This is a genomic window from Mycobacterium sp. 20KCMC460 (assembly GCF_022179425.1).
GTDB classification, from domain to species: domain Bacteria; phylum Actinomycetota; class Actinomycetes; order Mycobacteriales; family Mycobacteriaceae; genus Mycobacterium; species Mycobacterium kiyosense.
In genome coordinates, this window is record NZ_AP025524.1 from 1,481,217 (window position 1) to 1,502,714 (window position 21,498).

Below are 21,498 nucleotides of genomic sequence, written 5' to 3' on the forward strand. Positions count from 1 at the left end.
CGCAACCGCGGGGCTAGTCTCGATTGCCGATGAGGAAGCCGGCGGAGGCGAGTTTCAGCCCGGTGCGCAGTTCGTCGAGGCTGATGGGATCGTCGGACTCGATATAGCGCAGGGTCGTCGCCACCGCCATGTTGAAGAACAACCACGCCAATGCGCTCGGACTCAGTTCGCTGCGGTACTGGCTGCGGTAGTGGTTCATGTGCAGGGTGGACATCGCCAGCAACGTGGCGTTGAGGCCCGAGATGTTGTCGAAGGTCCGGACGTGATCGGGCCGCTCGGCCAGGTAGCGAATCAACCGGCGGTTGGCGATCGTGACGTCGATGAGGATGTCGATCGATGCTTCCATCGCCGGTTCCGGCTGGTCGAGGGTGATCGCCCGGAGCCGGGCCTCGATGCCGGGCGCCTGATCGGCGGCGAGTTGCTCGATCGCGGCATCGATCATCTGTTCCTTGTTCGCGAAGTACTGATAGATCGACCCCTTGCTGATGTCTGCCTTCTCGGCGATCAGATTGGTGGTGAGCTGCTCGGGCGGGTACTCGTGCAGCAACGACACCGTGGCCAACACAATTTTTGCGACCATCTCGCGGGAACGGGCCTGCTGTGGTGCCTTGCGGCGGCCTGAACTGGGCTTTGTTGCGCTCACTGGGTACTCCTGACGCGACTTGAATGCGACCTGACGGTCATATTAGCGTCGGGTCATCAGTTCGACGGGAGGGAACCGATGACCGCCACCAACCTCGAAGTCCACCGGCAGGCCGAGGATTCCGGGGGAATCGAACTCGTGCCGCCGGATTCGCTGACCGCCGAACACACCGGACACTGGACATTCCTCATCCTCGAGGGCGCAGCATTCATGATGCAGGCGATGCACCCGGTGATCGCCGAGATCACCGGCCGCTACTCCGCGGCGTTCCACGGTGACCCGGGTGGACGTGCGATACGTTCCGTCGACTCGGTGCTGCGCTGGACCTACGGTGGAACCGAGGCCGCTGCCGAGGGTGACCGGGTCCGTGCGATGCACCAGCCGATCAAAATGAAAAGCGCCGAGACCGGAAAACAGATCAGCGCGCTGAACCCCGAGGCGTACCAATGGGTGATCGCCACCGGCTACATCGTCAACGCGCAGGCCGGCCGGTTGCTGATCGGCCGGGAATTCACCGAGGTCGAGAAGCAGGAGCTGCTGCGTGACAATCGCCGGCTGGCCCGGCTGCTGCACGTGCCGATGCGCGGATACCCCGAGTCGCAGCAGGAGATGGCCGACTACTTCGAAGCGATGCTGGACAAGCTGCAAGGCACGCCGCAGGCGCTGCAGTTGATGCACGACATGCAGACCCGCAAGGTCGAGCTGCCGCCGTCCTTCCCGAAACAGCTGGCCCCGCTGGCCCGGGCCGCGGTGCGGCCCTCGATCCGGCTCAACTACCTGTCCGTCGTCGGGCTCCTGGATCCGCGTCTTCGCGAAAAGCTCGGCGTCACCTGGAGCGCCAAGGAGGAACGCCAGCTGGTGCGGGCCTACACGGTGATCCGCACCGCCTACCGGGTGCTGCCAGACCGGCTGACCTACTTTCCGCTGGCATACCACGCACGCAAGCATCACCAGTGCCTGCAGAAGATGAAGCAGCGCCAGCAGAAATCGTTCGCCTACAACCTTCCGCCGCATTCCGGCTAGGCAGCGATCTGACCTGCGCCGTCCAGCGCGACGGCGTCTCGGCTACCGATTTCGATGAATTTTCCCGGCTGCCGGTGTCATAACGAGGACGTCGTCTTCGTAGATATCATGACGGGCAGCCATCCGGCGCGCCCGCGTAGCGCAGGGAGCAAGAGATGCCGCAGTACTTTCTGGCCGTCAACCACGACACCGCGGAGGCCGCCGCGATGGCCGAGATGACGCCCGAGCAGACGCAGCCGATTTTCGACGCCGTCGACGCGTTCAACGAGAAGCTGCAGACGGCCGGCGCCTGGGTGTTCGCCGGTGGTTTGATGCCTCGCGAGGTGACCACCGTGGTCGATAACACCGGCGACACACCCGTGATCACCGACGGCCCGTACACCGAATCCAAGGAATATCTCGGCGGGTTCTGGATCATTGAAGCCGCCGACCTCGATGCCGCGCTGGACTGGGCGAAACAAGGGTCCAAAGCCTGTCAGGGCCGCGTCGAGGTGCGGCCGTTCGGGGACGCCCCTTAGGGCAGGCAGGTTGGGCAAACACGTGGACGCGATCGAGCGGGTTTATCGCGACCAGTACGGACGGGTGATCGCCTCGTTGGTCCGTCGATTCGGCGACGTCGACGTCGCCGAGGAGGCGGCCAGCGAGGCGCTGCTGGTTGCTCTGCAACGGTGGCCGCGGGACGGGGTACCGCCGAACCCGGCCGGGTGGCTTATCACAGTCGCGGCCAACAAGGCGATCGACCTGATCCGCCGCGAATCACAGCGAACGTCAAAACATCTGGCAGCCAACATGATTCGCGATGAACCGGCGCACGAAGCCACGGGCGGCATAGCCGACGATCGGCTGCGGCTGATCTTCACCTGCTGTCACCCGGCGCTGGCGATCGAGGCACGGGTGGCGCTGACGCTGCGCCTGCTCGGCGGCCTTTCGGTCGCCGAGATTGCCGCGGCATTCCTGGTGTCGGAGACAACGATGGCGCAGCGGATCCACCGTGCCAAGAAAAAGATTGCCGCCGCGCGTATTCCGTACCGGGTACCCGCCGCCGAAGACCTGCCGGATCGGGTCGCCGGGGTGCTGGCGGTGATCTATCTGGTTTTCAACGAGGGATATCTGGCGACCTCCGGCGTGGCGGTGCGCGACGACCTCGCCACCGAGGCCATCCGGCTGGGCCGAATGCTGTGCGGGTTGCTGCCCGACTGTCCGGAGGCGACGGGCTTGCTCGCTCTGATGTTGCTCACGCAGGCTCGGCGGTCGAGCCGGATCGCCGACGGTGAGTTGGTGCCGCTGCCCGAACAGCATCGAGGTGCGTGGGATCGGGCACTTGTGTCCGAAGGGCACGCCCTGGTCCGCAACTGCCTGGCGATCAACCGTCCCGGTCGCTACCAATTGCTCGCCGCGGTCAACGCGGTACACACCGACGCGCCGAGCGCAGCTGACACCGACTGGTCCCAGATCGCCGCGCTGTACCGACAGCTGCTGGTGATCGACCCAGGACCGGTCGCTGAGCTCAACTACGCGGTCGCGATTGCCGAACTTGACGGGCCCGAGGTCGCCTTAGCGCGGGTCGAGAAGTTGCCGCGGGCAAACATGAAGCGCTATCACGCATTTCACGTCACCCGCGCCGAGCTGCTGCGGCGCCTCGGGCGGTCCAGCGAAGCGCGCGCCGCCTACGACGCAGCGTTGATGCTCGTCGACAACCCGGCCGAGAAGGCCTACCTCGTGCGCCGGCGCGCCCAGTTGGTGTGACTGCGGTAGAGCAACTTTGTAGTACATGATCGGCGTGGGCGAAGTGTCGGTGACTGGTGCAGTGGCTCGACGATCGCATTGAAATGCCTTGGATAACATCGGTTTTGGCGGAGATTGAGCTGCCCCGCGCGCTCCGCGTGGTGGCTCCCGACGGCCTTCCGGCGGTTCCCGCCGTGCTCGCCAGGGTGGACCGGTTCGACCTCGACCCCGTGATTCGTTCCACCGCTGCGTCCTACCCCGAGGCAAGCCTGTGCACGCTGGACGCGGTGCATCTGGCTACCGCTCAAGTCGCGTCGAGTGCCGCGCCGTTGGCCGCGCTCGTCACCTCCGACACTCGGCTCGGTCAGGCCGCCGCAGCTTTGGGAATCACGGTCGCCGCGCCCGGGGCGCGGCACCAGCCGCCCGTGCTTTAATCGGGCCGTGGTGCTCGTCGGCTCGTCGAAGCGATTCGCCGTCGTTGCCGCGGCAGGGGCGGCCACGCTGGCGGCCCGGCGATACGCGGCCGCGCGCCACAGCCTGGCCGAAGTGGCGCCCGAGCTCCGAAATCCGTTGCTGCCGTTCGTTCCTGGAATCGGGCATGCCTGGTCGCTGCCGTTGTTTCGCCGCGCTTCGCGAATACCCAGCCCCGCGGGACCGGGCGTGACGGTGACCGAACGCCGCGCCGGTGAGCCCTCCGTTCGGGTGCTGATCGTCACGCCCACCCATATCGCTGCGCCACGGCCCGCCGTGCTGTACATACACGGTGGCGGCTATGTCATGGGCTCGCCGGAGATGGAGGTCGGTTTCGCCGCGCGACTGGCCCGGGAACTCGGCGTGGTCACCGTCTCACCCGACTACCGGCTGGCGCCCGAACACCCATTTCCGGCCGGACTCGACGACTGCATGACCGTGTTGCGGTGGCTGCGTACCAACGCCGCCGAGTTGGGCATCGACCCGCAGCGATTGGCCGTGATGGGCGCCAGCGCGGGCGGTGGCCTGGCCGCCGCCGTCGCGCAGCGCAGCCACGACGAGGGAATCCCGCTGCGGGCGCAGGTGCTGGTGTACCCGATGCTCGACGACCGCAGCACGCTGCGCACCGATCACGCCGGGCGGGGCCGGTTCATGTGGACCCCGGAAGCGAATCGGTTCGGCTGGAGCTGCTATCTGGGCCGCCAACCGCGAATGTCGGACGCGCCGGAGTACGCGGCACCCGCGCGCCGGCAGGATCTGAGCGGGCTGCCGCCGGCTTGGGTCGGGGTGGGAGAACTCGACCTGTTCTACACCGAGGACGTCGACTACGCGCAGCGGCTGCAATCCAGCGGCGTCACCAGCACGCTTGTCACGATTCCCGGGATGTACCACGGGGCCGAACTATTTGCTCCGAAATCGGAGATGCTGAGGGCTTTTCACGCGAGCGCCCAGGCCCACCTGCGCACCCACCTGCTCTGATCGCATCCGACCAGCAAACAAACGCAGGCCCGGAGGCGAAACGCACCCCGGGCCTGCGTCGTCTAACGGCAATCAGGCCGAGCGGCGGATACCGCGGCCGCGACCGATGGCGCCCTTGAGCAGCAACTCGCGCTCGGACTCCGACAGGCCGCCCCACACTCCGTAGGGCTCACCGACATCGAGCGCATGCGTGCGGCACTCGTCGATTACCGGGCAGCGCCGGCACATCTCCTTGGCGCGTTGCTCCCGAAGCATGCGGGCTCGGCCGCGCTCTCCGTCGGGATGGAAGAACATCGATGAGTCGACGCCTCGGCACAACCCCTGCAACTGCCAGTTCCAGATGTCGGCGTTGGGCCCAGGTAGCTGTTCCGGCTGTGGCATTGCTGATTCCCTCTCTGCACGCCCCACCGAAGGGGCCGACCCGAAACAAACGCGAGTTGTGCAACTGAATTGGCAGTGGCGTCACCGATGACTACACCGAACAAGGTAGACGCTAGGGGCGCTAACGAATTTCCGTCAATAGGCGCTTGATGTGATTAAAAACAGACTGGTTCTGGGAGAATTAACTCTGCGTTCATCTATCTCGCTTTCGGTGAAGGGTAGGTGTGCTAATCGAGCTGGAAAGAGACCCTATCGTGGCAGCTCACAGGGATATTGTCGCAGGGTTGTGATTGGCACGTCGGCCATGGCGATTAATATTCTGGTAACACAGAAAGCACAAACTTTTTACGGGTGGGACCGCAGCTATCACGGTGAGTGAAACTCGTTCCAGTTCCGGGCCGGGGCAGGCCCGGGGACCGGGTCATGGTGCCGGACGAGCGGATGGGTTGGCGGCGCCGCCGCGGTGGCAGTTGCGTCAGTGGATCGGGCCGGGGTGAGCTATCGCGGTGACTGAACCCCTCGCGGCCATCGACGCGACGCTGACCCGGGCCGCCTTCGGCGCCGCGCCCGCCACCTGGCCGCTGCCCACCGCCGCGACCGCCGATCAGTTGTGGCTGCGCGCCGTCGCCGCCGGCGGGCAGGGCCGGTACGCCAGCGCCTATGCCGACCTGGCGCTGCTGCGCCGCCAAGCCACATCCGGTCGGCTGGCCTCGCTCGCACACAGCACACACGGATCGTTCCTGCGACAGCTGGGCTGGCACACCTTGGCGCGCGGCTGGGACGGCCGCGCGCTGGCGCTGGCCGGGAGCGACCCCGAGGCCCGCGCCGACGCGTTGATCGGGCTGGCGGCCGACGCGTTGGGCGTCGGCCGCTTCGCCGCCGCCCAGGTGTTGCTGGGCCGCGCGGACGAGGCACTGCATCAGGCCGAGCTGTCGGCCCTGGCCGCAGACCGCCTGGCCGTGCGCCGCGGCTGGGTCGCAGCGGAGCTGGCGATGGCTTGCGGCGACGGGCGAACCGCCGTGCAGCGCGCCGAGGGCGCGGTCGGGCGGGCGGCAACCATGACCGGCGGATCGGCGCGACACCGGATCAAGAGCGCCGTCGTACTCGCGGCCGCGCTGTGCGCAGCCGGGGATGTCGAGCGGGCGCGTGACGTCGCGCAACAGGCCCTGCAGGCGGCCGAACCGCTGGGATTGACACCTCTGCGCTGGGCGCTGGCTTGCTTGCTGATGGATACCGGAAGCGTCACGGTTGGAGCACAGGGGCTGCCCGAACTGCTCGAAATTAGGGATATTTGCGCAGGTGAGGTGCAACGCGCCGGTGGCGCCTGGCGTACCGCGTGAAGTTCTGTCCTGCCGTTACTACCGACCAGCGAGTTAGCCCGGGATGAGTCCCGTTCGTGACTTTGGAGAAACCACCGTCGATGACAATGCAGGGAGAACGTCTCGACGCTGTGGTCGGCCAGGCCGCCGCAGGGGACCGGAATGCACTTCGGGAGGTGCTGGAGACCATCCGTCCGATCGTCGTCCGGTACTGCCGAGCGCGCGTCGGCACCGTCGAACGGAGTGGATTGTCAGCAGATGACGTGGCACAGGAGGTGTGTTTGGCCACCATAACGGCGCTGCCGCGCTACCGGGACCGAGGACGCCCGTTCCTGGCCTTCCTGTACGGCATCGCAGCCCACAAAGTCGCCGACGCGCACCGCGCCGCCGGCCGGGACCTGGCCTATCCCACCGAGGCCGTTCCCGAGCGCCGGTCCTACGACGCCGGCCCGGAACAGATGGCCATCGAGGCCGACTCGGTCACCCGGATGAACGAACTGCTCGAGACGCTCCCGGCCAAGCAACGCGAGATCCTGATCCTGCGCGTGGTAGTCGGTCTGAGTGCCGAGGAGACCGCCGCAGCCGTCGGAAGTACCACCGGAGCTGTCCGGGTGGCTCAACACCGCGCCCTTCAACGGTTGAAGGACGAAATCGTCGCGGCAGGTGACTATGCGTAACCACAGATCCGATTTCACCCGCGGCGACCAGCCCGCGCTCGACGAGGTCGCCCAGACCGACCTACTGCTGGACGCGCTGGCCGCCCGCACCGAAACCCGACTCGGCGCCGCCGAAGGATTGCCGGCCTTCGAAGACCAGGCGCTGGCCGAGCTGCTCGGCGACTGGCGCGACGACCTGAGATGGCCACCGGCCAGCGCGCTGGTGTCCCAGGACGAGGCCGAAGACGCGCTCCGCCACGGGATGGCGCACCGCCCGCGCGGTGGTCGCGGGCTGGCCGCGGTCGGCTCGGTGGCGGCAACCCTGCTGGCACTCAGCGGCTTCGGTGCCGTGGTGGCCGACGCGAAGCCCGGCGATCTGCTCTACGGCCTGCACGCGATGATGTTCAACGAGCCCAGAGTCAACGACGACCAGATCATGCTGTCCGCCAAGGCGGACCTGGCCAAGGTCGAGCAGATGATCGCCCAGGGTCAGTGGGATCAGGCGCAGAATCAGCTGGCCGAGGTCTCCACCACCTTGCAGGGTGTCAACGACCGCGGCCGCAAGCAGGGACTGCTGGCGGAGGTGAACCAGCTGAACACCAAGCTGGAAAAGCGCGACGCGAATGCCACCGCGCCGGCGAACTCGTGGACACCGCCGCTGGACCCGGGCACCACCGCGTCTTCGCCGCCGGCGACGACCACGCACAGCCCGGCACCGACCACAACGACCACCAAGCCCAAGCCGACGACCACTACGCCTGCTTCGCCTCCGCCCACGTCATCGAAGGGAAAGCCCAAGCCCAGCCCGTCGGCGACGCCCAACACGCCGGCAGCCGGGCCGAGCGCGCCGGCGTCGTCGACACCGCCGGGTGCGCTGTGGGATCGAACAACGGGGCCGGTGGCGCCGAGAACTCCGTTCCCGAACAGGCCCTGACTAACCGGACTTCAGATCAGAGGTGGCGGCGGAAGCCGTCGGCGTCCGAGGTCGCCTCGTTGAGCGACGCGTCGGCGTAGCCGCGGCAGTAATCCCAGGTGACGTAGGCGTCCGGCTCGGGATCGTAGGCCGGCTCGTGCGGACGGACCGTTCCGTCGATCAGTAGTTGAAGCAGGTTGGCGCGCAGCATGTCCCAGTCGTGGTAGTGGTCTTGCTGACATTCGTCGCAACACACCACGAGGCCGCGAATTCCCTTGTGCGCCAACAACGCTTCATACACGGCCAAGTCGGCCAGATCGGCCTCGACGGCCATCCGCTCCTGCTGGTCCAGCGGCTGACCAGGCTCTACGGCCTCCAGCGCCGCCGACGGGTCCAACGGGTCGTCCGCGAAAGGGTCGGGTGGCAAACCCGGTGGAAGGTGGTCACGCACCCCCACAGCCTACGCAGCCGGGTAGTGATAACGCCAGAAATTATCGAGGCACGCCGTGACTGCGCGGGTTCGGACCGCCGCCACGCCGAAGTCGTGACTGCGGCAGCCCCGGGAGCCGATAGGATGGGCTTTCCACCCAGCAGGCATATTGGAGGGCCTCGCCGATGTCCCGTGGCATGTCCGGCCTCGAAGACAGCTCCGACCTGGTCGGCAGCCCCTATGTGCGGGTAGGCGGCCTGGCCGAGAATCCGGTGCCGACCGGCGGTGACGACCCGCACAAGATCGCGATGCTCGGCCTGACCTTCGACGATGTGCTGCTGCTGCCCGCGGCGTCGGATGTGGTGCCCGCCACGGCCGACACCTCAAGTCAGCTAACCCGGAAGATCCGGCTCAAGGTGCCGTTGGTGAGCTCGGCGATGGACACCGTCACCGAGTCGCGGATGGCCATCGCGATGGCCCGCTCCGGCGGCATGGGTGTGCTGCACCGCAACCTGCCGGTCGCCGAGCAGGCCGGCCAGGTCGAGATGGTGAAGCGGTCCGAAGCCGGCATGGTCACCGACCCGGTCACCTGCCGTCCGGACAACACGTTGGCCCAGGTCGACGCGCTGTGCGCGCGGTTCCGGATCTCCGGCCTGCCCGTCGTCGACGACGACGGCGCACTGGTGGGCATCATTACCAACCGCGACATGCGCTTCGAGGTCGACCAGAACAAGCACGTCGCCGAAGTGATGACCAAGTCGCCGCTGATCACCGCTCAGGAGGGGGTCAGCGCCTCGGCGGCGCTGGGCCTGTTGCGCCGCAACAAGATCGAGAAGCTGCCCATCGTGGACGGCCGCGGCAAGCTGACCGGGCTGATCACCGTCAAGGACTTCGTCAAGACCGAACAACACCCGCTGGCCACCAAGGACAGCGACGGGCGGCTGCTGGTCGGGGCCGCCGTGGGCGTTGGCGGCGACGCCTGGGTACGCGCCATGATGCTGGTCGACGCCGGTGTCGACGTGCTGGTGGTCGACACCGCGCACGCGCACAACCGCCTGGTCCTGGACATGGTGAACAAGCTCAAGCTCGAGGTCGGCGACCGGGTCGAGGTGGTCGGCGGCAACGTGGCCACCCGCGCGGCGGCCGCAGCTCTGGTCGACGCCGGCGCCGACGCGGTGAAGGTGGGTGTCGGTCCGGGCTCGATCTGCACCACCCGGGTGGTGGCCGGTGTCGGCGCCCCTCAGATCACCGCGATCCTGGAAGCCGTCGCGGTGTGTGCTCCGGCGGGTGTGCCGGTGATCGCCGACGGCGGGCTGCAGTATTCCGGCGACATCGCCAAGGCGTTGGCCGCGGGAGCCTCGACCGCCATGCTGGGCTCGCTGTTGGCGGGAACCGCCGAGGCGCCCGGCGAGCTGATCTTCGTCAACGGCAAGCAGTACAAAAGCTACCGCGGCATGGGATCGCTGGGTGCCATGCAGGGTAGAGGCGGCGGCAAGTCCTATTCCAAGGACCGGTACTTCGCCGACGACGCGCTGTCCGAGGACAAGCTGGTTCCCGAGGGTATCGAGGGGCGGGTGCCGTTCCGTGGCCCGCTGGGCTCGGTGATTCACCAGCTCACCGGCGGCCTGCGCGCGGCGATGGGCTACACCGGCTCGGCCACCATCGAGGTGCTGCAGCAGGCGCAGTTCGTCCGGATCACGGCCGCGGGCCTGAAGGAAAGTCATCCGCACGACGTCGCCATGACCGTCGAAGCGCCCAACTACTACGCCCGGTGAACAGCGAACTGGCCATGGTCGAGATCGGCATGGGCCGCAACGCCCGTCGTACCTACGAACTCAGCGAAATCAACATCGTGCCGTCGCGGCGCACCCGCTCGTCGCAGGACGTGTCGACCGCCTGGCAGCTCGACGCCTACCGCTTCGAGATCCCGGTGCTGGCCCACCCGACCGATGCCCTGGTGTCCCCGGAGTTCGCCATCGAGCTGGGCCGGCTCGGCGGCCTGGCCGTGCTCAACGGCGAAGGCCTGATCGGGCGGCACTCCGACGTACCGGCCAAGATCACGCAACTGCTCGAAGCCGCCAGCAAGGAGCCCGAACCGTCGGCGGCGATCCGGCTGCTGCAGGAACTGCACGCCGCCCCGCTGAACCCCGACCTGCTCGGCGCCGCGGTGGCCCGCATTCGCGAGGCCGGTGTCACCACCGCGGTGCGGGTCAGCCCGCAGAACGCCCAGGCCCTGACGCCGGTGCTGGTGCAGGCCGGTATCGATCTGCTGATGATCCAGGGCACCATCGTCTCGGCCGAACGGGTGGCCCGGGACGGCGAACCGCTGAACCTGAAGAGCTTCATCTCCGAACTCGACGTCCCCGTCGTGGCCGGCGGTGTCCAGGATCACCGCACCGCGCTGCACCTGATGCGCACCGGCGCGGCCGGGGTCATCGTCGGCTACGGCGCCACCCGGGGCGTGACCACCACCGACGAGGTGCTGGGCATCAGCGTGCCGATGGCCACCGCGATCGCCGACGCCGCCGCGGCCCGCCGCGAATACCTCGACGAGACCGGGGGGCGCTACGTGCATGTGCTGGCCGACGGCGACATCCACACCTCCGGCGAGCTGGCCAAGGCGATCGCCTGCGGGGCTGATGCGGTGGTGCTGGGTACGCCGCTGGCCGAGGCCGCCGAAGCCCTGGGCGAGGGCTGGTTCTGGCCGTCGGCCGCCGCGCATCCGTCGCTGCCGCGCGGCGCGCTGCTGCAGATCGCCGTCGGCGAACGCTCCCCGCTGGAGCGGGTCCTCAACGGCCCATCCGACGACCCGTTCGGCACCCTGAACCTGGTCGGGGGCCTGCGCCGGGCGATGGCCAAGGCCGGCTACTGCGACCTCAAGGAGTTCCAGAAGGTCGGCCTGACGGTCGGTAGCTGAGGTTGTCACGCCGCGACGAGCGCGACGTCGTAGGCGGACAGTTGCTCATCGGCGGTCACGACGGTCAGGTTGAGTAGCTGCGCCTGGGCGACGATGAGGCGGTCGAACGGATCCCGGTGATGGTCTGGAAGCGCGGCGGTGCGCAGCGTGTGAGCGTGTTCGACCGGTAGCGCAGATGTTCCGGAACGACGCATTCGATCCGGTACGTACGTGGCTGGGGTTTCGGGCAACAGGAGTTTGCCGAGGCGGTATTTGATCGCGATCTCCCAGGCGCTGGCGGCGGAGAGGAAAACGTCGTTGCGGGCGTCCGCAACGAGGCCACGTGCTTCATCGCGTAGCCGCCCGGGATCAGACTGCATCCACAGCCAGACGTGAGTGTCTACCAGCAAACGCTTCACTGATGGAAGCTTTGCAGCACATCGTCTGGCAACGGAGCGTCGAAATCATCAGGCACGGTGTATATGCCGTGGTCAATGCCCAAGCGCCGGATCTCGCGCGGGCGAAATGGCACCAGCTTTGCCACGGGTTCGCCACTGCGCGCAATCTCGATCTCCTGCCCGCTATCGACCAGTCGCAACAGCTCCGACATGCGTGTCTTCGCCTCGTGGACGCCGACCCGTAGCACAGTGGACTTAGTCATGAACTTAGTCTATCTTCGCCGCGAAGCACCCGCCGGTTACAGGGCGCGTGTAAAGAGGGGCATACTGCGGGAATGCAGCCGGATTACGACGTTCTGATCATCGGTTCGGGTTTCGGGGGCAGCGTCAGCGCGCTGCGCCTCACCGAAAAGGGCTACCGGGTGGGCGTGCTGGAGGCCGGGCGCCGCTACGCCGACGAAGATTTCGCCAAGACCTCGTGGAACCTGTGCAAGTTCCTCTGGGCGCCCAAACTGGGCTGCTACGGAATCCAGCGCATCCACCCGCTGAAGAACGTGATGATCCTGGCCGGCGCCGGGGTGGGTGGCGGATCGCTGAACTACGCCAACACCCTCTACATCCCGCCGGAACCGTTCTTCAACGACCAGCAGTGGAAGCACATCACCGACTGGCGCGACGAGCTGATGCCGCACTACCAGCAGGCGCAACGGATGCTGGGCGTCGTGCAGAACCCCACCTTCACCGACGCCGACCGCATCTTCAAGGAGGTCGCCGACGAGATGGGTTGCGGCGACACCTGGGTGCCCACGCCGGTGGGGGTGTTCTTCGGCCCCGACGGAACCAAGGCCCCCGGGGTGACGGTGCCCGACCCGTACTTCGGTGGTGCCGGGCCGGACCGCACCGGCTGCCTGGAATGCGGTTGCTGCATGACCGGCTGCCGCCACGGCGCCAAGAACACCCTGCTGAAGAACTACCTGGGTTTGGCGGAATCGGCTGGCGCCGAAGTGATTCCGATGACGACGGTCAAAGGTTTCCAGCAGCGCTCCGACGGCTTGTGGGAGGTCAAGACGGTGCGGACCGGCAGCTGGCTGCGTCGCGACAAGCGCACCTACACCGCGGGGCACCTGATCCTGGCCGCCGGCACCTGGGGTACGCAGCATCTGTTGTTCCGGATGCGTGACGCCGGAAAGCTGCCCAAGCTGTCCGACCGGCTGGGCGTGCTGACCCGGACCAACTCCGAATCCATCGTCGGGGCGGCGACCCTGGAGGTCAATCCTGACCTGGACCTGACCCACGGGGTGGCCATCACCTCGTCGATCCACCCGACGCCCGACACCCACGTGGAGCCGGTCCGGTACGGCAAGGGCTCCAATGCGATGGGTCTGCTGCAGACGTTGATGACCGACGGCACGGGCCCCGAGGGGACTGATGTGCCGCGCTGGCGGCAGTTGCTGGACCAGGCCGGCGAGGACCCGCGCAAGATGCTGCGGCTGCTGTACCCCCGGCACTGGAGTGAGCGCACCGTGATCGCGCTGGTGATGCAGCATCTGGACAATTCGATCACCACGTTCACCAAACGCGGCAAGCTCGGCATCCGGTGGTACTCCAGCAAGCAGGGCCACGGTGAGCCGAACCCGACGTGGATCCCGGTCGGCAACGAGGTGACCCGCCGCATCGCGAAGAAGATCGACGGGGTGGCCGGCGGCACCTGGGGTGAGCTGTTCAACATTCCGCTCACCGCGCACTTCCTGGGCGGCGCGGCGATCGGCGACAGCCCCGCCACCGGGGTGATCGATCCCTACCACCGGGTCTATGGGTACCCGACGCTGTTCGTCGTGGACGGGTCGGCGATCTCGGCGAACCTGGGTGTCAACCCGTCGCTTTCCATTGCGGCACAAGCCGAGCGGGCCGCGTCGCTCTGGCCGAACAAGGGTCAGAACGACGAGCGGCCCTTCCAGGGTGACGACTACCGGCGGCTGGACCCGATCGCCCCAGAGCATCCGGTGGTGCCCGCGGATGCTCCGGCCGCGCTGCGGTGGCTGCCGATCGACCCGGTGAACTCGACCGCCGACGCCGGTTAGCTCCTCTAGACGGGCGGCGGACAGCTAAGCCGGAGTCCCTGTGTCACAGGGTGATTCGTGGGTGTCGTGTTGTGACTCTGGTAGGAGCGCCGGTATGTCAGGTACTGGCCCTCGGCGGACATATGGGCCATTAGCCGAGTAGCCAATTAAGATGAACAATTCGAAGATGTTGCCATTCAATGGGTTTAATGTTCTTGACGGTGTGCCGCTGCAAGTGGCTCGCAACTCTAAGTGTGCGGCGGGGCGTACTCGACTTCTAGGGAGTCGCGCCATTGGCGAAGTTCGGCGACGAAGTCGACGAGCTCGGGTTCCAGGGTCCAGCGGAATCCGAGTCCGAGACCGTAGGTGATGATCTTCCGGGTCTCCAGTTCGACGTCAAGATCGGCCCGGATGGACCCGTCTTTCTGGCCCCGCTGGAATGCGGTATTGGTGGCTGCACGGTAGCGGGCCAGCCAGGCGCGTAGCCAAGGGCTGAGCATTCGTACCGGCCCGATGGCCTCGAAGCACAGGGTGAAGAAGGCTGTCAGCAGTTCGGGCTTCTCGGCCGCTTGGGCGGCGAGATGGTCGAATTGGCCGAGTATCGTCGCGAGGCCGTGCGCAGCCGGGGCTGGTGCCACAAGGAACATGGGCTCGTATTCGGTCCGCACCAGCGACTCCAGCAGCGCCTCTTTGGTGCCGTATCGGGCCCGTACCATCGCGCGGCTGTAGCCGGCGCGCTCACCGATCTCGGCGGCGGTGGTTTTTTCGAACCCCTTCTCCGCGATCAGTGCAATGGCCGCTGCAAGCAGCCGCTGTGAGGACTCAACGGACCGTTCGGCCTGGGTGAGCCCGACAGAACCTTTGGCTGGCATGGCGAAATCATTCCAGGAAAAAACTTGTTTGCAAGCAACATACTTGTTAGCGTCCGTGTTGGACATCACATTGAAGGTCAGAGCGGAGCGTTCATGTCCCCCCTGAAAGTCATCCAATGGGCCACCGGATACACCGGGAAGTACTCGTTGGGCTTCATCCTCAACAACCCTCACCTGCAATTGGTGGGTGTGCGCTGCTACTCCGACGACAAGGTGGGCCAAGACGCCGGAGAGCTCATCGGGCGTGCACCAGCCGGGGTCACGTTGACCCACGACAGAGATGCACTGTTGGCGCTCGATGCCGACTGCGTGGTCTTCATGCCCCAAGACATGTTGTCCGATCCCAGCATTCCCGACAACCCCGCGGCGGGATGGGTCGCCGACCTCGAAGCGATCCTGGCCAGCGGCAAGAATGTCATAACGTCGGTGTGCACGGCTACCCACTGGCGCCACTTGGCCGACGGTGAAGCGTTTCGCGCACGGCTGGAAGCCGCCTGTGCTGCAGGCGGGGGAACAACGGTTCATTTCAGCGGGTTCGATCCGGGTTTCACCACCGATGCGCTGGCTTACACCCTGGCCAGCGTGGTCGGCGAGATCACCCAGATCAGGACCTGGGAGATCATCGACGTCTCGACCTACCCGGCGGTGGCCACGTTGCAGCAACTCGGCTTCGGGGCGCGGCCGCAGGACATCCCGCCGGAGGGCCTCGGTGCGATCACGGTCGGCTGGGGTGGGGCGCTGCATGTCTTGGCCGATGCGCTGGGCGTTGTCGTGGACGACACTCGCCTTGAAGCGGACTTCTATTTAGCCCCAAGCAGTTTCACCACGCCGGCCGGTCTGCCGATCGGGGAGGGCACCATCGGCGCGTTGAGCTGGAAGCTGACCGGACTGGTGGAGGGCGACCCCAAGTTCGTCATCAACCACATCACACGCGCGACCGCTGACATGGCGCCGGACTGGGAATCGATCGGCGCCGACGGTGGTTACCGCGTCGAGATCGACGGATTCCCGCCATTCCGCGGCGAGTTTCCGATGGGCCTGCCCGGTGGTACCGGTTCCAGTTTCTCGGACGCGATGGCCATGACTGCGGCGCGCTGCGTCAACTCCATCGAGCCAGTGGTCAACGCACCAGCCGGATACCTGACCTTCCTGGCGTTGCCCCCGCTGGGCGGTCGCTACGCCCTGACCAAATAGACGACCCACCGAATCGTTCTACACACGAAAGAGAAGACATGAGTGCTGGATTCGAACTCTTCGACCTGACCGGCCGCACCGCACTGGTTACCGGCGGCAGCACCGGCTTGGGCTATCACATGGCCCGTGGTCTGCTTAAGAGCGGCGCCACCGTGGTGATCGCAGCCCGCCGCGAGTCGTTGCTGAAGGAAGCTGCCGACAAGCTTGCCGAGGAAGCCCCGCAGGGCAACGTCGACATCGCGACGATCGACTTGCAGGACCGTTCCAGCATCAGCGATCTCGCTGCCGCGACCATCGACAAGTTCGGCGGCGTCGACATCTTCGTCGGCAACGCCGGCGCGGATCTGTTCGAGCCCGTCGACGCCATCACCGACGAGCGGATGGATCAGATCTTCCAGATCAACGTGATGGCCAACGTCGCACTCACCCGCGCGTTCCTCCCTCGTATGCGCCAACAGAAGTGGGGCCGCCTCATCTATAGCTCGTCGACGACCAGCGTGCGCGGCTCCGCGCAGGAAGGAATGAGCCTCTACACGGCCGCCAAGAGCGCGATGAACGCGTTCGCGCGCACCGCGGCCGCCGAGACCGGTCACGACAACATCACCGTCAACACCATCGTGCTCGGCATGTACTGGACCGACATGCTTCGCGAACACCTCAAACTCGTTGAAGGCGCTGCCGGGCGCGAGGCCGTTCAAGGCTTTGAACTGTCTTTTGCTGGCATGACCGCCGCCGGGCGCCTGGGCGACTGCATCGAAATCGAAGGCGCCGTGCAACTTCTGGCCAGCGACGCCGGCAGCTACATCACCGGCACCAACTTCGCCGTCGACGGTGGCATGTCGAGCATGCTGCGCCCCAACGCACCCAAAGCCGAGCGCCTGCTCTACAGCTGACCACCACCGAAAGGCACGTCGATGTTGTACGACCCCCACCAACTACTGGGCCTCATCGATCAAAACAAATGGTGGATCCTGGGCGGCTTCACGATCGCAATGATTTTTCAGTGGATCTGGCTCATCGAATGCGTTCGCGTCGCCAAGCGCGACAAGGTCTATTCGATGCCACTGTTTTGTACCTTCTTCTGGTTCGCTCACGACACCGGCTGTGTCGCGCGCTTTTACGACTGGTTTGTCGTCTACCACCACTGGTACCTGAAATGCTTCTGGTTCGGGCTGCTCACCGCGGCGATCTTGGAGCTCATCTTTTTCGCCCAGGTCGTAAAATACGGTAAGGACGAACTGATCCCCGGCATCAGTACGCCGGCATTTGTGTTGGGGCTGTTGGCTTTTCAGATCGCGGCGAGCGTCACCTGGGAGTATTTCAAATACGTCATGGACGACCCGATCTACCAGTTCACCACCACACCCACGGTCATCTCGTATTCGCTTTTCGGCGCCGCATTGATGTTCCGCCGACGTTCGACGATCGGGCAAAACGTCACGATGTGGTGGACCTTCACTGCGATGACGGTGTTCTGGTATGCGACTGCCTGGACGTTCTACGGTGACGCCGCCCGATCGTGGCAGTGCATCGCGGCCGGGATCGTCGCAGTCACCGGGGGTGTCATCATGACGGTGGTCATCGGCGGTAGAACACCGTGGTTCAAGCGCCTCCCGTTGAGAACAGAGGATCCGCTGCCCGCTGTTCCTACCCCCGTTTGAGCGAGTCTCGGTGGCCGGTCTCATTGGACACAGTCGCCGCAGTCCCCACGCCGGTCACCGGATATCGCAGAGGAGCCGTTGGCAACGCCCGCCACGGGACCATCCGGACGCGCTGTCGTCTTCGGATGCGGTATTACACACGGTCCGCGCACCCGGCCAGGTCGGATACGGGGCTCTATCAGGAGGATAAATTGACTGGCTACAAGGTCATACAATGGGCGACCGGCTTCACCGGGATGTTCGCACTGAAGTACATCTTGCTCAATCCGCAGCTGGATCTGGTCGGGTTGCGCTGTTACAGCCCGGCCAAGATCGGTAAGGACGCCGGGGAGATCTGCGGATTGCCGCCGGTAGGTGTCAGCGCCACCGATTCGGTGGACGACCTCCTGGCCCTTGACGCCGATTGTGTGATTTATACGCCGGGTTTTTACGACTTCCAGGATCCCCTGGTGCCGGGCACGAACACTCACGAGATGTTCCGCACGATCATTCAGCTGTTAGAGAACGGCAAGAACGTCGCGACGACCGTCTGCCCGTTCATCGGCACCGAACACTACTCCAGTGGTGATGAAGTCAAGGCTCAGATCGAAATAGCCTGCCACACAGGCGGTGTCACATTCTTTGCCACTGGATTCGAGCCAGGTTTCATGGGCGACGTCCTGCCGCTAACACTGGCTAGTACCTGCGGTGTGGTCACCAAACTCACCGCCACGGAGTGCTTGGACTACTCCGACTACTACGTGGCAGCCTACGAGACGTTGCAAGCGATGGGATTTGGCCGCCGACCCGAGGATCTCAGTGCCGAGGACGCCAACGCGATCCACCTGACATGGGGCAGCGTCCCCTACATGGCAGCGCGGGGCTTAGGAGTCACGCTCGACACCGTCACCGTCGAAACCGAGATCTTCTTGGCGCCCGAACGTTTCACAGTCGGCGATCGCGTCGTCGACGAAGGCACGATCGCGGCCATGATCTTCCGAGTCAACGGAGTAATCAATGGCGAACCCCGAATCGTACTTCAGCACGTGAACCGACTGCGCGAAGACATGGCTCCGGAATGGCCCAACGTGGAGCCCGCTGGCGGCTACCGCATCGAAATCGAGGGGACCAACCCCCTTCGTGGGGATTTCCAACTAGGGCTTCCCGGCAGCGAAGGCAGCAGCTTCGCCGATGCCATGGCCATGACAGCCGCACGCTGCGTCAACGCAGTCGAAGCTGTCGTCCAGGCTAGCCCAGGGTTCAAAACCTTCCTTGACCTCCCCACTCTCACAGGCAAATACACTTTGCACAGTTGACACCGGAGCGCGGACACCAAGGCTTCGATGGTGTGGAGACGTGAAGTTCTCCCGCGTTATGGCCGGGCAATTCGCCCACCGGTTACTCAGTGCGAATCAGCCGGCCAGTGCGAGCGGCGCGCCGTTGACCACCCGGCTGCGCTGCCCGTGGACGCCGACGGGCACGTCGCCCATCAAGGTGACCCGGTGCATCAGCCGGTACTGGTCGTCGTAGTCGGCGACCGCGCGGTGCTGGGTGGCGCGGTTGTCCCAGACAGCGACGTCGCCCGGTGCCCAGTTCCATCGAATAGTGTTCTCGGGCAGAGTAATTCGGCGCTGCAGTAGCTCGAACAGGGCGGCCGACTCGTGGCTGTCCAGGTCGACGAAGTTGCGGACGAAGTCGCCGGCCACCAGGGTGCGTTCGCCGGTCTCGGGGTGCACCCGCACCACGGGGTGCTCGGTCTGGAAGTCGGGCGCCTCGAACACCTGCCGGAACGCCTTCTCCGCATCGGTCTTCGGCGTGGTCTGCACGTAGTCGTACCGGTTGCTGTGCAGCGCCCACAGGTTGTCGGCCAGGCCGCGCAGTGGCTCGGGCAGATCGGTGTACGCGGTGGCGGTGTTGGCCCACAGCGTCGAGCCGCCGTAGCTGGGCAGGGTGACCGCGCGCAGGATCGAGGCCGCCGGGTAGTTGGCCGCGAAGGTGACGTCGGTGTGCCACCGGTTGGCCTTGCCGTACTCGGAGTTGATCGGGGTGATCACGGGCGCGTCCGCTGACAAGGCGGTGGCCGCCGGGTGTCCGATCGGGGTGCCCAGCAGCGCACTGAACGCCAGCTGTCGAGCGTCGTCGAGGTGGTGCTGATCCCGGAAGAAGATCACCTTGTGCGTGAGCAGCGCGGCGCGGATGGCTTCGACGGTTGCTCGGGGGAGCTCGCCGTCCAACCGCACGCCGCTGATCTCGGCGCCGATCCGGCTGCTGAGTTTCTGCACTGCGAGGGCGTTGGTCATGGGGGCGGTCTTTCTGCGTGAACGTCTGTAGTCGACTGACTACATCGCTCAGTGTAGTCAACCGACTACGCCACGGCAAGCAGGGCTCCGCTGAGCACCCGGCTGCGCTGCCCCGCAGGGTTGACCGGCACGTCGCCCGCCAGCGTCACGCGGTGCAACAGCCGCTGCTGGTTGTCGTAGTCGTCGATTGCGCGGTGCTGAGTCGCCCGGTTGTCCCAGATGGCCACGTCGCCGGGTGCCCAGTTCCAGCGGATGGTGTTCTCGGGCTGCGTGATTCGCCGCTGCAGCAATTCGAACAGCACGCTCGATTCGTACGGGTCCAGGCCGACGAAACTGCGGACGAAGCTGCCGGTCAGCAGGGCGCGCTCGCCGGTGTCCGGATGCACCCGCACGACGGGGTGTTCGGTACGAAAATCAGGCTGCTGGAAGCCCTGCACCATGGCCCGCTGGCCATCGGTCAGCGACTCCAAGTCGGCGTCGCTGATGGTGTAGTCGAACTTGTTGGTGTGCACCGCCCACAGGTTCTCGACCAGGTGTCGCAGCGGTGCCGGCAGGTCGGCGTAGGCCGCCGCGGTGTTGGCGAACAGCGTCGAGCCGCCGTAGCTGGGCAGCGAGATGGCGCGCAAGAGCGAGGCCGCCGGGTGATTGGCGGCGAAGGTCATGTCGGTGTGCCACTGGGTGGCCTTGCCCCACTCTGAGTTGATCGGGGTGATGATCGGCCCGTCCGCGCCGAAGGCTTTGGCGGCCGGATGGCCTACCGGCGTGCCCAGCAGGCCGGCGAACGCCAGCTGCGTGGCGTCGTCGAGGTGCTGCTGGTCGCGGAAGAAGATCACCTTATGGGTCACCAACGCCTGGTAGATCGCATCGACGGTGGCCGCGTCCAGCTCGCCGCCCAGTCGCACGCCATAGACCCGGGCACCGATCCGGCTGCCCAGTTTGGTGACCGTCACCGAGTGTGTCATCGCCGTAGTCCTCACGCAGAGCCTTTGTAGTCAATCGACTACTACCAGGCTACGGTAGGCGGGTGGCTACCGAATCGTCACGCGTCTCGCGCGACAGGATTCCGAAGGGGCGGGAGGAAGTGGCGGCCGCGGTGCTGACGGCGGCCGCCGACCTGTTCGCCGAGCGCGGCCCGGCCGCGACGTCCATCCGCGACATCGCCGCGCGGTCAAAGGTCAACCACGGCTTGGTTTTCCGGCACTTCGGCACCAAAGAGCAACTGGTCGGTGCCGTGCTCGACTACATAGCCGGCGACCTGGCCGCGTTGCTGCAGTCCGGAGCGGCGCCGGCAGTGGTCGATCGCGCCATAGACCGACAGATGCGGGTCTGGGCGCGGGCGCGGCTGGACGGCTATCCGACCGAAAAGCTGCAGACCTCGTTCCCCAATGTCGACCAGTGGCTCGAGCAGGTGCTGCCGCGCTACGGTGATGACACCGCAGCTCGACTGGCCATCGCGAATGCTCTTGCACTGCAACTGGGTTGGCGGTTGTTCGAACCGATGCTGCGCTCGGCGACCGGGCTGGAAGATCTCGGCGACGCCGAACTGCGATCGGCCGTCGTCGCCGCGGCCGCACGGCTGACGGAGCCGGACTGAAGCCG

Annotated in this window: 23 protein-coding genes and 1 pseudogene; 16 read left to right on the forward strand and 8 right to left on the reverse strand. The window is 66.0% G+C overall.

Going from position 1 to position 21,498, the window contains the following annotated elements:
* Window positions 1–13: 13 nt before the first annotated feature.
* Entirely contained in the window at window positions 14–580 is a 567-nt protein-coding gene (locus tag MKCMC460_RS06895; RefSeq protein WP_236983845.1) for a TetR/AcrR family transcriptional regulator, read from the reverse strand.
* Window positions 581–721: 141 nt separating this feature from the next.
* Between MKCMC460_RS06895 and MKCMC460_RS06900 the strand changes: the two genes are divergently transcribed.
* The 5 genes and pseudogenes from MKCMC460_RS06900 (at window position 722) to MKCMC460_RS06920 (ending at window position 4,840) form a co-directional block, all read left to right on the forward strand.
* Entirely contained in the window at window positions 722–1,666 is a 945-nt protein-coding gene (locus MKCMC460_RS06900; protein ID WP_236981242.1) for an oxygenase MpaB family protein, read from the forward strand.
* Window positions 1,667–1,821: 155 nt separating this feature from the next.
* Window positions 1,822–2,184, forward strand: coding sequence for a YciI family protein (locus MKCMC460_RS06905; protein WP_236981243.1), 363 nt, complete (start codon window positions 1,822–1,824; stop codon window positions 2,182–2,184).
* Between the two features lie 10 nt (window positions 2,185–2,194).
* Window positions 2,195–3,412 carry an RNA polymerase sigma factor gene (locus MKCMC460_RS06910; protein ID WP_236981244.1) on the forward strand — a complete coding sequence of 406 codons (1,218 nt, stop codon included), beginning with the start codon at window positions 2,195–2,197 and terminating at the stop codon, window positions 3,410–3,412.
* Window positions 3,413–3,465: 53 nt separating this feature from the next.
* Window positions 3,466–3,825: pseudogene (locus tag MKCMC460_RS06915) on the forward strand (VapC toxin family PIN domain ribonuclease); the annotation flags it as partial.
* 7 nt (window positions 3,826–3,832) lie between these two features.
* On the forward strand, window positions 3,833–4,840 hold the full coding sequence (locus tag MKCMC460_RS06920) for an alpha/beta hydrolase (RefSeq protein ID WP_236981246.1): 1,008 nt from the start codon (window positions 3,833–3,835) through the stop codon (window positions 4,838–4,840).
* A gap of 72 nt (window positions 4,841–4,912) precedes the next feature.
* Here MKCMC460_RS06920 and MKCMC460_RS06925 read toward each other — a convergent pair whose 3' ends face one another.
* Entirely contained in the window at window positions 4,913–5,221 is a 309-nt protein-coding gene (locus tag MKCMC460_RS06925; protein ID WP_180917012.1) for a WhiB family transcriptional regulator, read from the reverse strand.
* Window positions 5,222–5,727: 506 nt separating this feature from the next.
* Between MKCMC460_RS06925 and MKCMC460_RS06930 the strand changes: the two genes are divergently transcribed.
* The 3 genes from MKCMC460_RS06930 (at window position 5,728) to MKCMC460_RS06940 (ending at window position 8,130) form a co-directional block, all read left to right on the forward strand.
* Window positions 5,728–6,561, forward strand: coding sequence for a hypothetical protein (locus MKCMC460_RS06930; protein ID WP_238305439.1), 834 nt, complete (start codon window positions 5,728–5,730; stop codon window positions 6,559–6,561).
* Window positions 6,562–6,641: 80 nt separating this feature from the next.
* A complete protein-coding gene (gene sigD, locus MKCMC460_RS06935) occupies window positions 6,642–7,217 on the forward strand; it encodes an ECF RNA polymerase sigma factor SigD (RefSeq protein WP_236981248.1) in 576 nt (191 codons plus the stop codon).
* A complete protein-coding gene (locus MKCMC460_RS06940; RefSeq protein WP_236981249.1) occupies window positions 7,210–8,130 on the forward strand; it encodes an anti-sigma-D factor RsdA in 921 nt (306 codons plus the stop codon). Before sigD ends, MKCMC460_RS06940 begins: the two co-directional genes overlap by 8 nt.
* A 16-nt stretch (window positions 8,131–8,146) precedes the next feature.
* On the opposite strand, the gene MKCMC460_RS06945 is transcribed toward MKCMC460_RS06940, so the two are convergent.
* Window positions 8,147–8,560, reverse strand: a complete 414-nt coding sequence (locus MKCMC460_RS06945; RefSeq protein WP_236981250.1) for a DUF5319 domain-containing protein — start codon at window positions 8,558–8,560, stop codon at window positions 8,147–8,149.
* A 164-nt stretch (window positions 8,561–8,724) separates the two neighbouring features.
* Between MKCMC460_RS06945 and guaB the strand changes: the two genes are divergently transcribed.
* Together guaB and MKCMC460_RS06955 are read left to right on the forward strand one after the other, a co-directional pair.
* Entirely contained in the window at window positions 8,725–10,314 is a 1,590-nt protein-coding gene (gene guaB, locus MKCMC460_RS06950; RefSeq protein WP_238305441.1) for an IMP dehydrogenase, read from the forward strand.
* 14 nt (window positions 10,315–10,328) lie between these two features.
* Window positions 10,329–11,456, forward strand: coding sequence for a GuaB3 family IMP dehydrogenase-related protein (locus tag MKCMC460_RS06955; RefSeq protein ID WP_236983847.1), 1,128 nt, complete (start codon window positions 10,329–10,331; stop codon window positions 11,454–11,456).
* A 5-nt stretch (window positions 11,457–11,461) separates the two neighbouring features.
* Here the strand turns inward: MKCMC460_RS06955 and MKCMC460_RS06960 are convergent, their stop codons facing one another.
* Both MKCMC460_RS06960 and MKCMC460_RS06965 read right to left on the reverse strand, forming a co-directional pair.
* A complete protein-coding gene (locus tag MKCMC460_RS06960) occupies window positions 11,462–11,854 on the reverse strand; it encodes a type II toxin-antitoxin system VapC family toxin (RefSeq protein WP_236981251.1) in 393 nt (130 codons plus the stop codon).
* Window positions 11,851–12,096: a type II toxin-antitoxin system Phd/YefM family antitoxin gene (locus MKCMC460_RS06965; protein ID WP_236981252.1), complete on the reverse strand. Its 246-nt coding sequence runs from the start codon at window positions 12,094–12,096 to the stop codon at window positions 11,851–11,853. The genes MKCMC460_RS06960 and MKCMC460_RS06965 overlap by 4 nt, the downstream gene beginning before the upstream one ends.
* 72 nt (window positions 12,097–12,168) lie before the next feature.
* On the opposite strand from MKCMC460_RS06965, the gene MKCMC460_RS06970 reads away from it, so the two are divergent.
* Entirely contained in the window at window positions 12,169–13,914 is a 1,746-nt protein-coding gene (locus MKCMC460_RS06970) for a GMC oxidoreductase (protein ID WP_236981253.1), read from the forward strand.
* 227 nt (window positions 13,915–14,141) lie between these two features.
* On the opposite strand, the gene MKCMC460_RS06975 is transcribed toward MKCMC460_RS06970, so the two are convergent.
* Complete coding sequence (locus tag MKCMC460_RS06975; protein WP_236981254.1) at window positions 14,142–14,831, reverse strand: TetR/AcrR family transcriptional regulator; 690 nt, start codon at window positions 14,829–14,831, stop codon at window positions 14,142–14,144.
* Window positions 14,832–14,858: 27 nt separating this feature from the next.
* Between MKCMC460_RS06975 and MKCMC460_RS06980 the strand changes: the two genes are divergently transcribed.
* The 4 genes from MKCMC460_RS06980 to MKCMC460_RS06995 all read left to right on the forward strand — a co-directional run bounded on the left by MKCMC460_RS06980 (window position 14,859) and on the right by MKCMC460_RS06995 (window position 18,915).
* Window positions 14,859–15,959: a hypothetical protein gene (locus MKCMC460_RS06980; RefSeq protein ID WP_236981255.1), complete on the forward strand. Its 1,101-nt coding sequence runs from the start codon at window positions 14,859–14,861 to the stop codon at window positions 15,957–15,959.
* A 38-nt stretch (window positions 15,960–15,997) separates the two neighbouring features.
* Window positions 15,998–16,852 (forward strand): SDR family NAD(P)-dependent oxidoreductase, encoded by an 855-nt coding sequence (locus tag MKCMC460_RS06985; protein WP_238305443.1) that lies wholly within the window; start codon window positions 15,998–16,000, stop codon window positions 16,850–16,852.
* A 21-nt stretch (window positions 16,853–16,873) separates the two neighbouring features.
* Window positions 16,874–17,620, forward strand: coding sequence for a hypothetical protein (locus tag MKCMC460_RS06990; RefSeq protein ID WP_238305445.1), 747 nt, complete (start codon window positions 16,874–16,876; stop codon window positions 17,618–17,620).
* A 191-nt stretch (window positions 17,621–17,811) separates the two neighbouring features.
* On the forward strand, window positions 17,812–18,915 hold the full coding sequence (locus MKCMC460_RS06995; protein WP_236981257.1) for a hypothetical protein: 1,104 nt from the start codon (window positions 17,812–17,814) through the stop codon (window positions 18,913–18,915).
* A gap of 96 nt (window positions 18,916–19,011) precedes the next feature.
* Here the strand turns inward: MKCMC460_RS06995 and MKCMC460_RS07000 are convergent, their stop codons facing one another.
* Window positions 19,012–19,899, reverse strand: coding sequence for a TauD/TfdA family dioxygenase (locus MKCMC460_RS07000; RefSeq protein ID WP_236981258.1), 888 nt, complete (start codon window positions 19,897–19,899; stop codon window positions 19,012–19,014).
* Window positions 19,900–19,964: 65 nt separating this feature from the next.
* On the reverse strand, window positions 19,965–20,861 hold the full coding sequence (locus MKCMC460_RS07005; RefSeq protein WP_236981259.1) for a TauD/TfdA family dioxygenase: 897 nt from the start codon (window positions 20,859–20,861) through the stop codon (window positions 19,965–19,967).
* Window positions 20,862–20,923: 62 nt separating this feature from the next.
* Here MKCMC460_RS07005 and MKCMC460_RS07010 point away from each other — a divergent pair, with 62 nt between their 5' ends.
* Window positions 20,924–21,493 (forward strand): TetR/AcrR family transcriptional regulator, encoded by a 570-nt coding sequence (locus MKCMC460_RS07010; protein WP_236981260.1) that lies wholly within the window; start codon window positions 20,924–20,926, stop codon window positions 21,491–21,493.
* The last annotated feature ends 5 nt before the right edge of the window (window positions 21,494–21,498 follow it).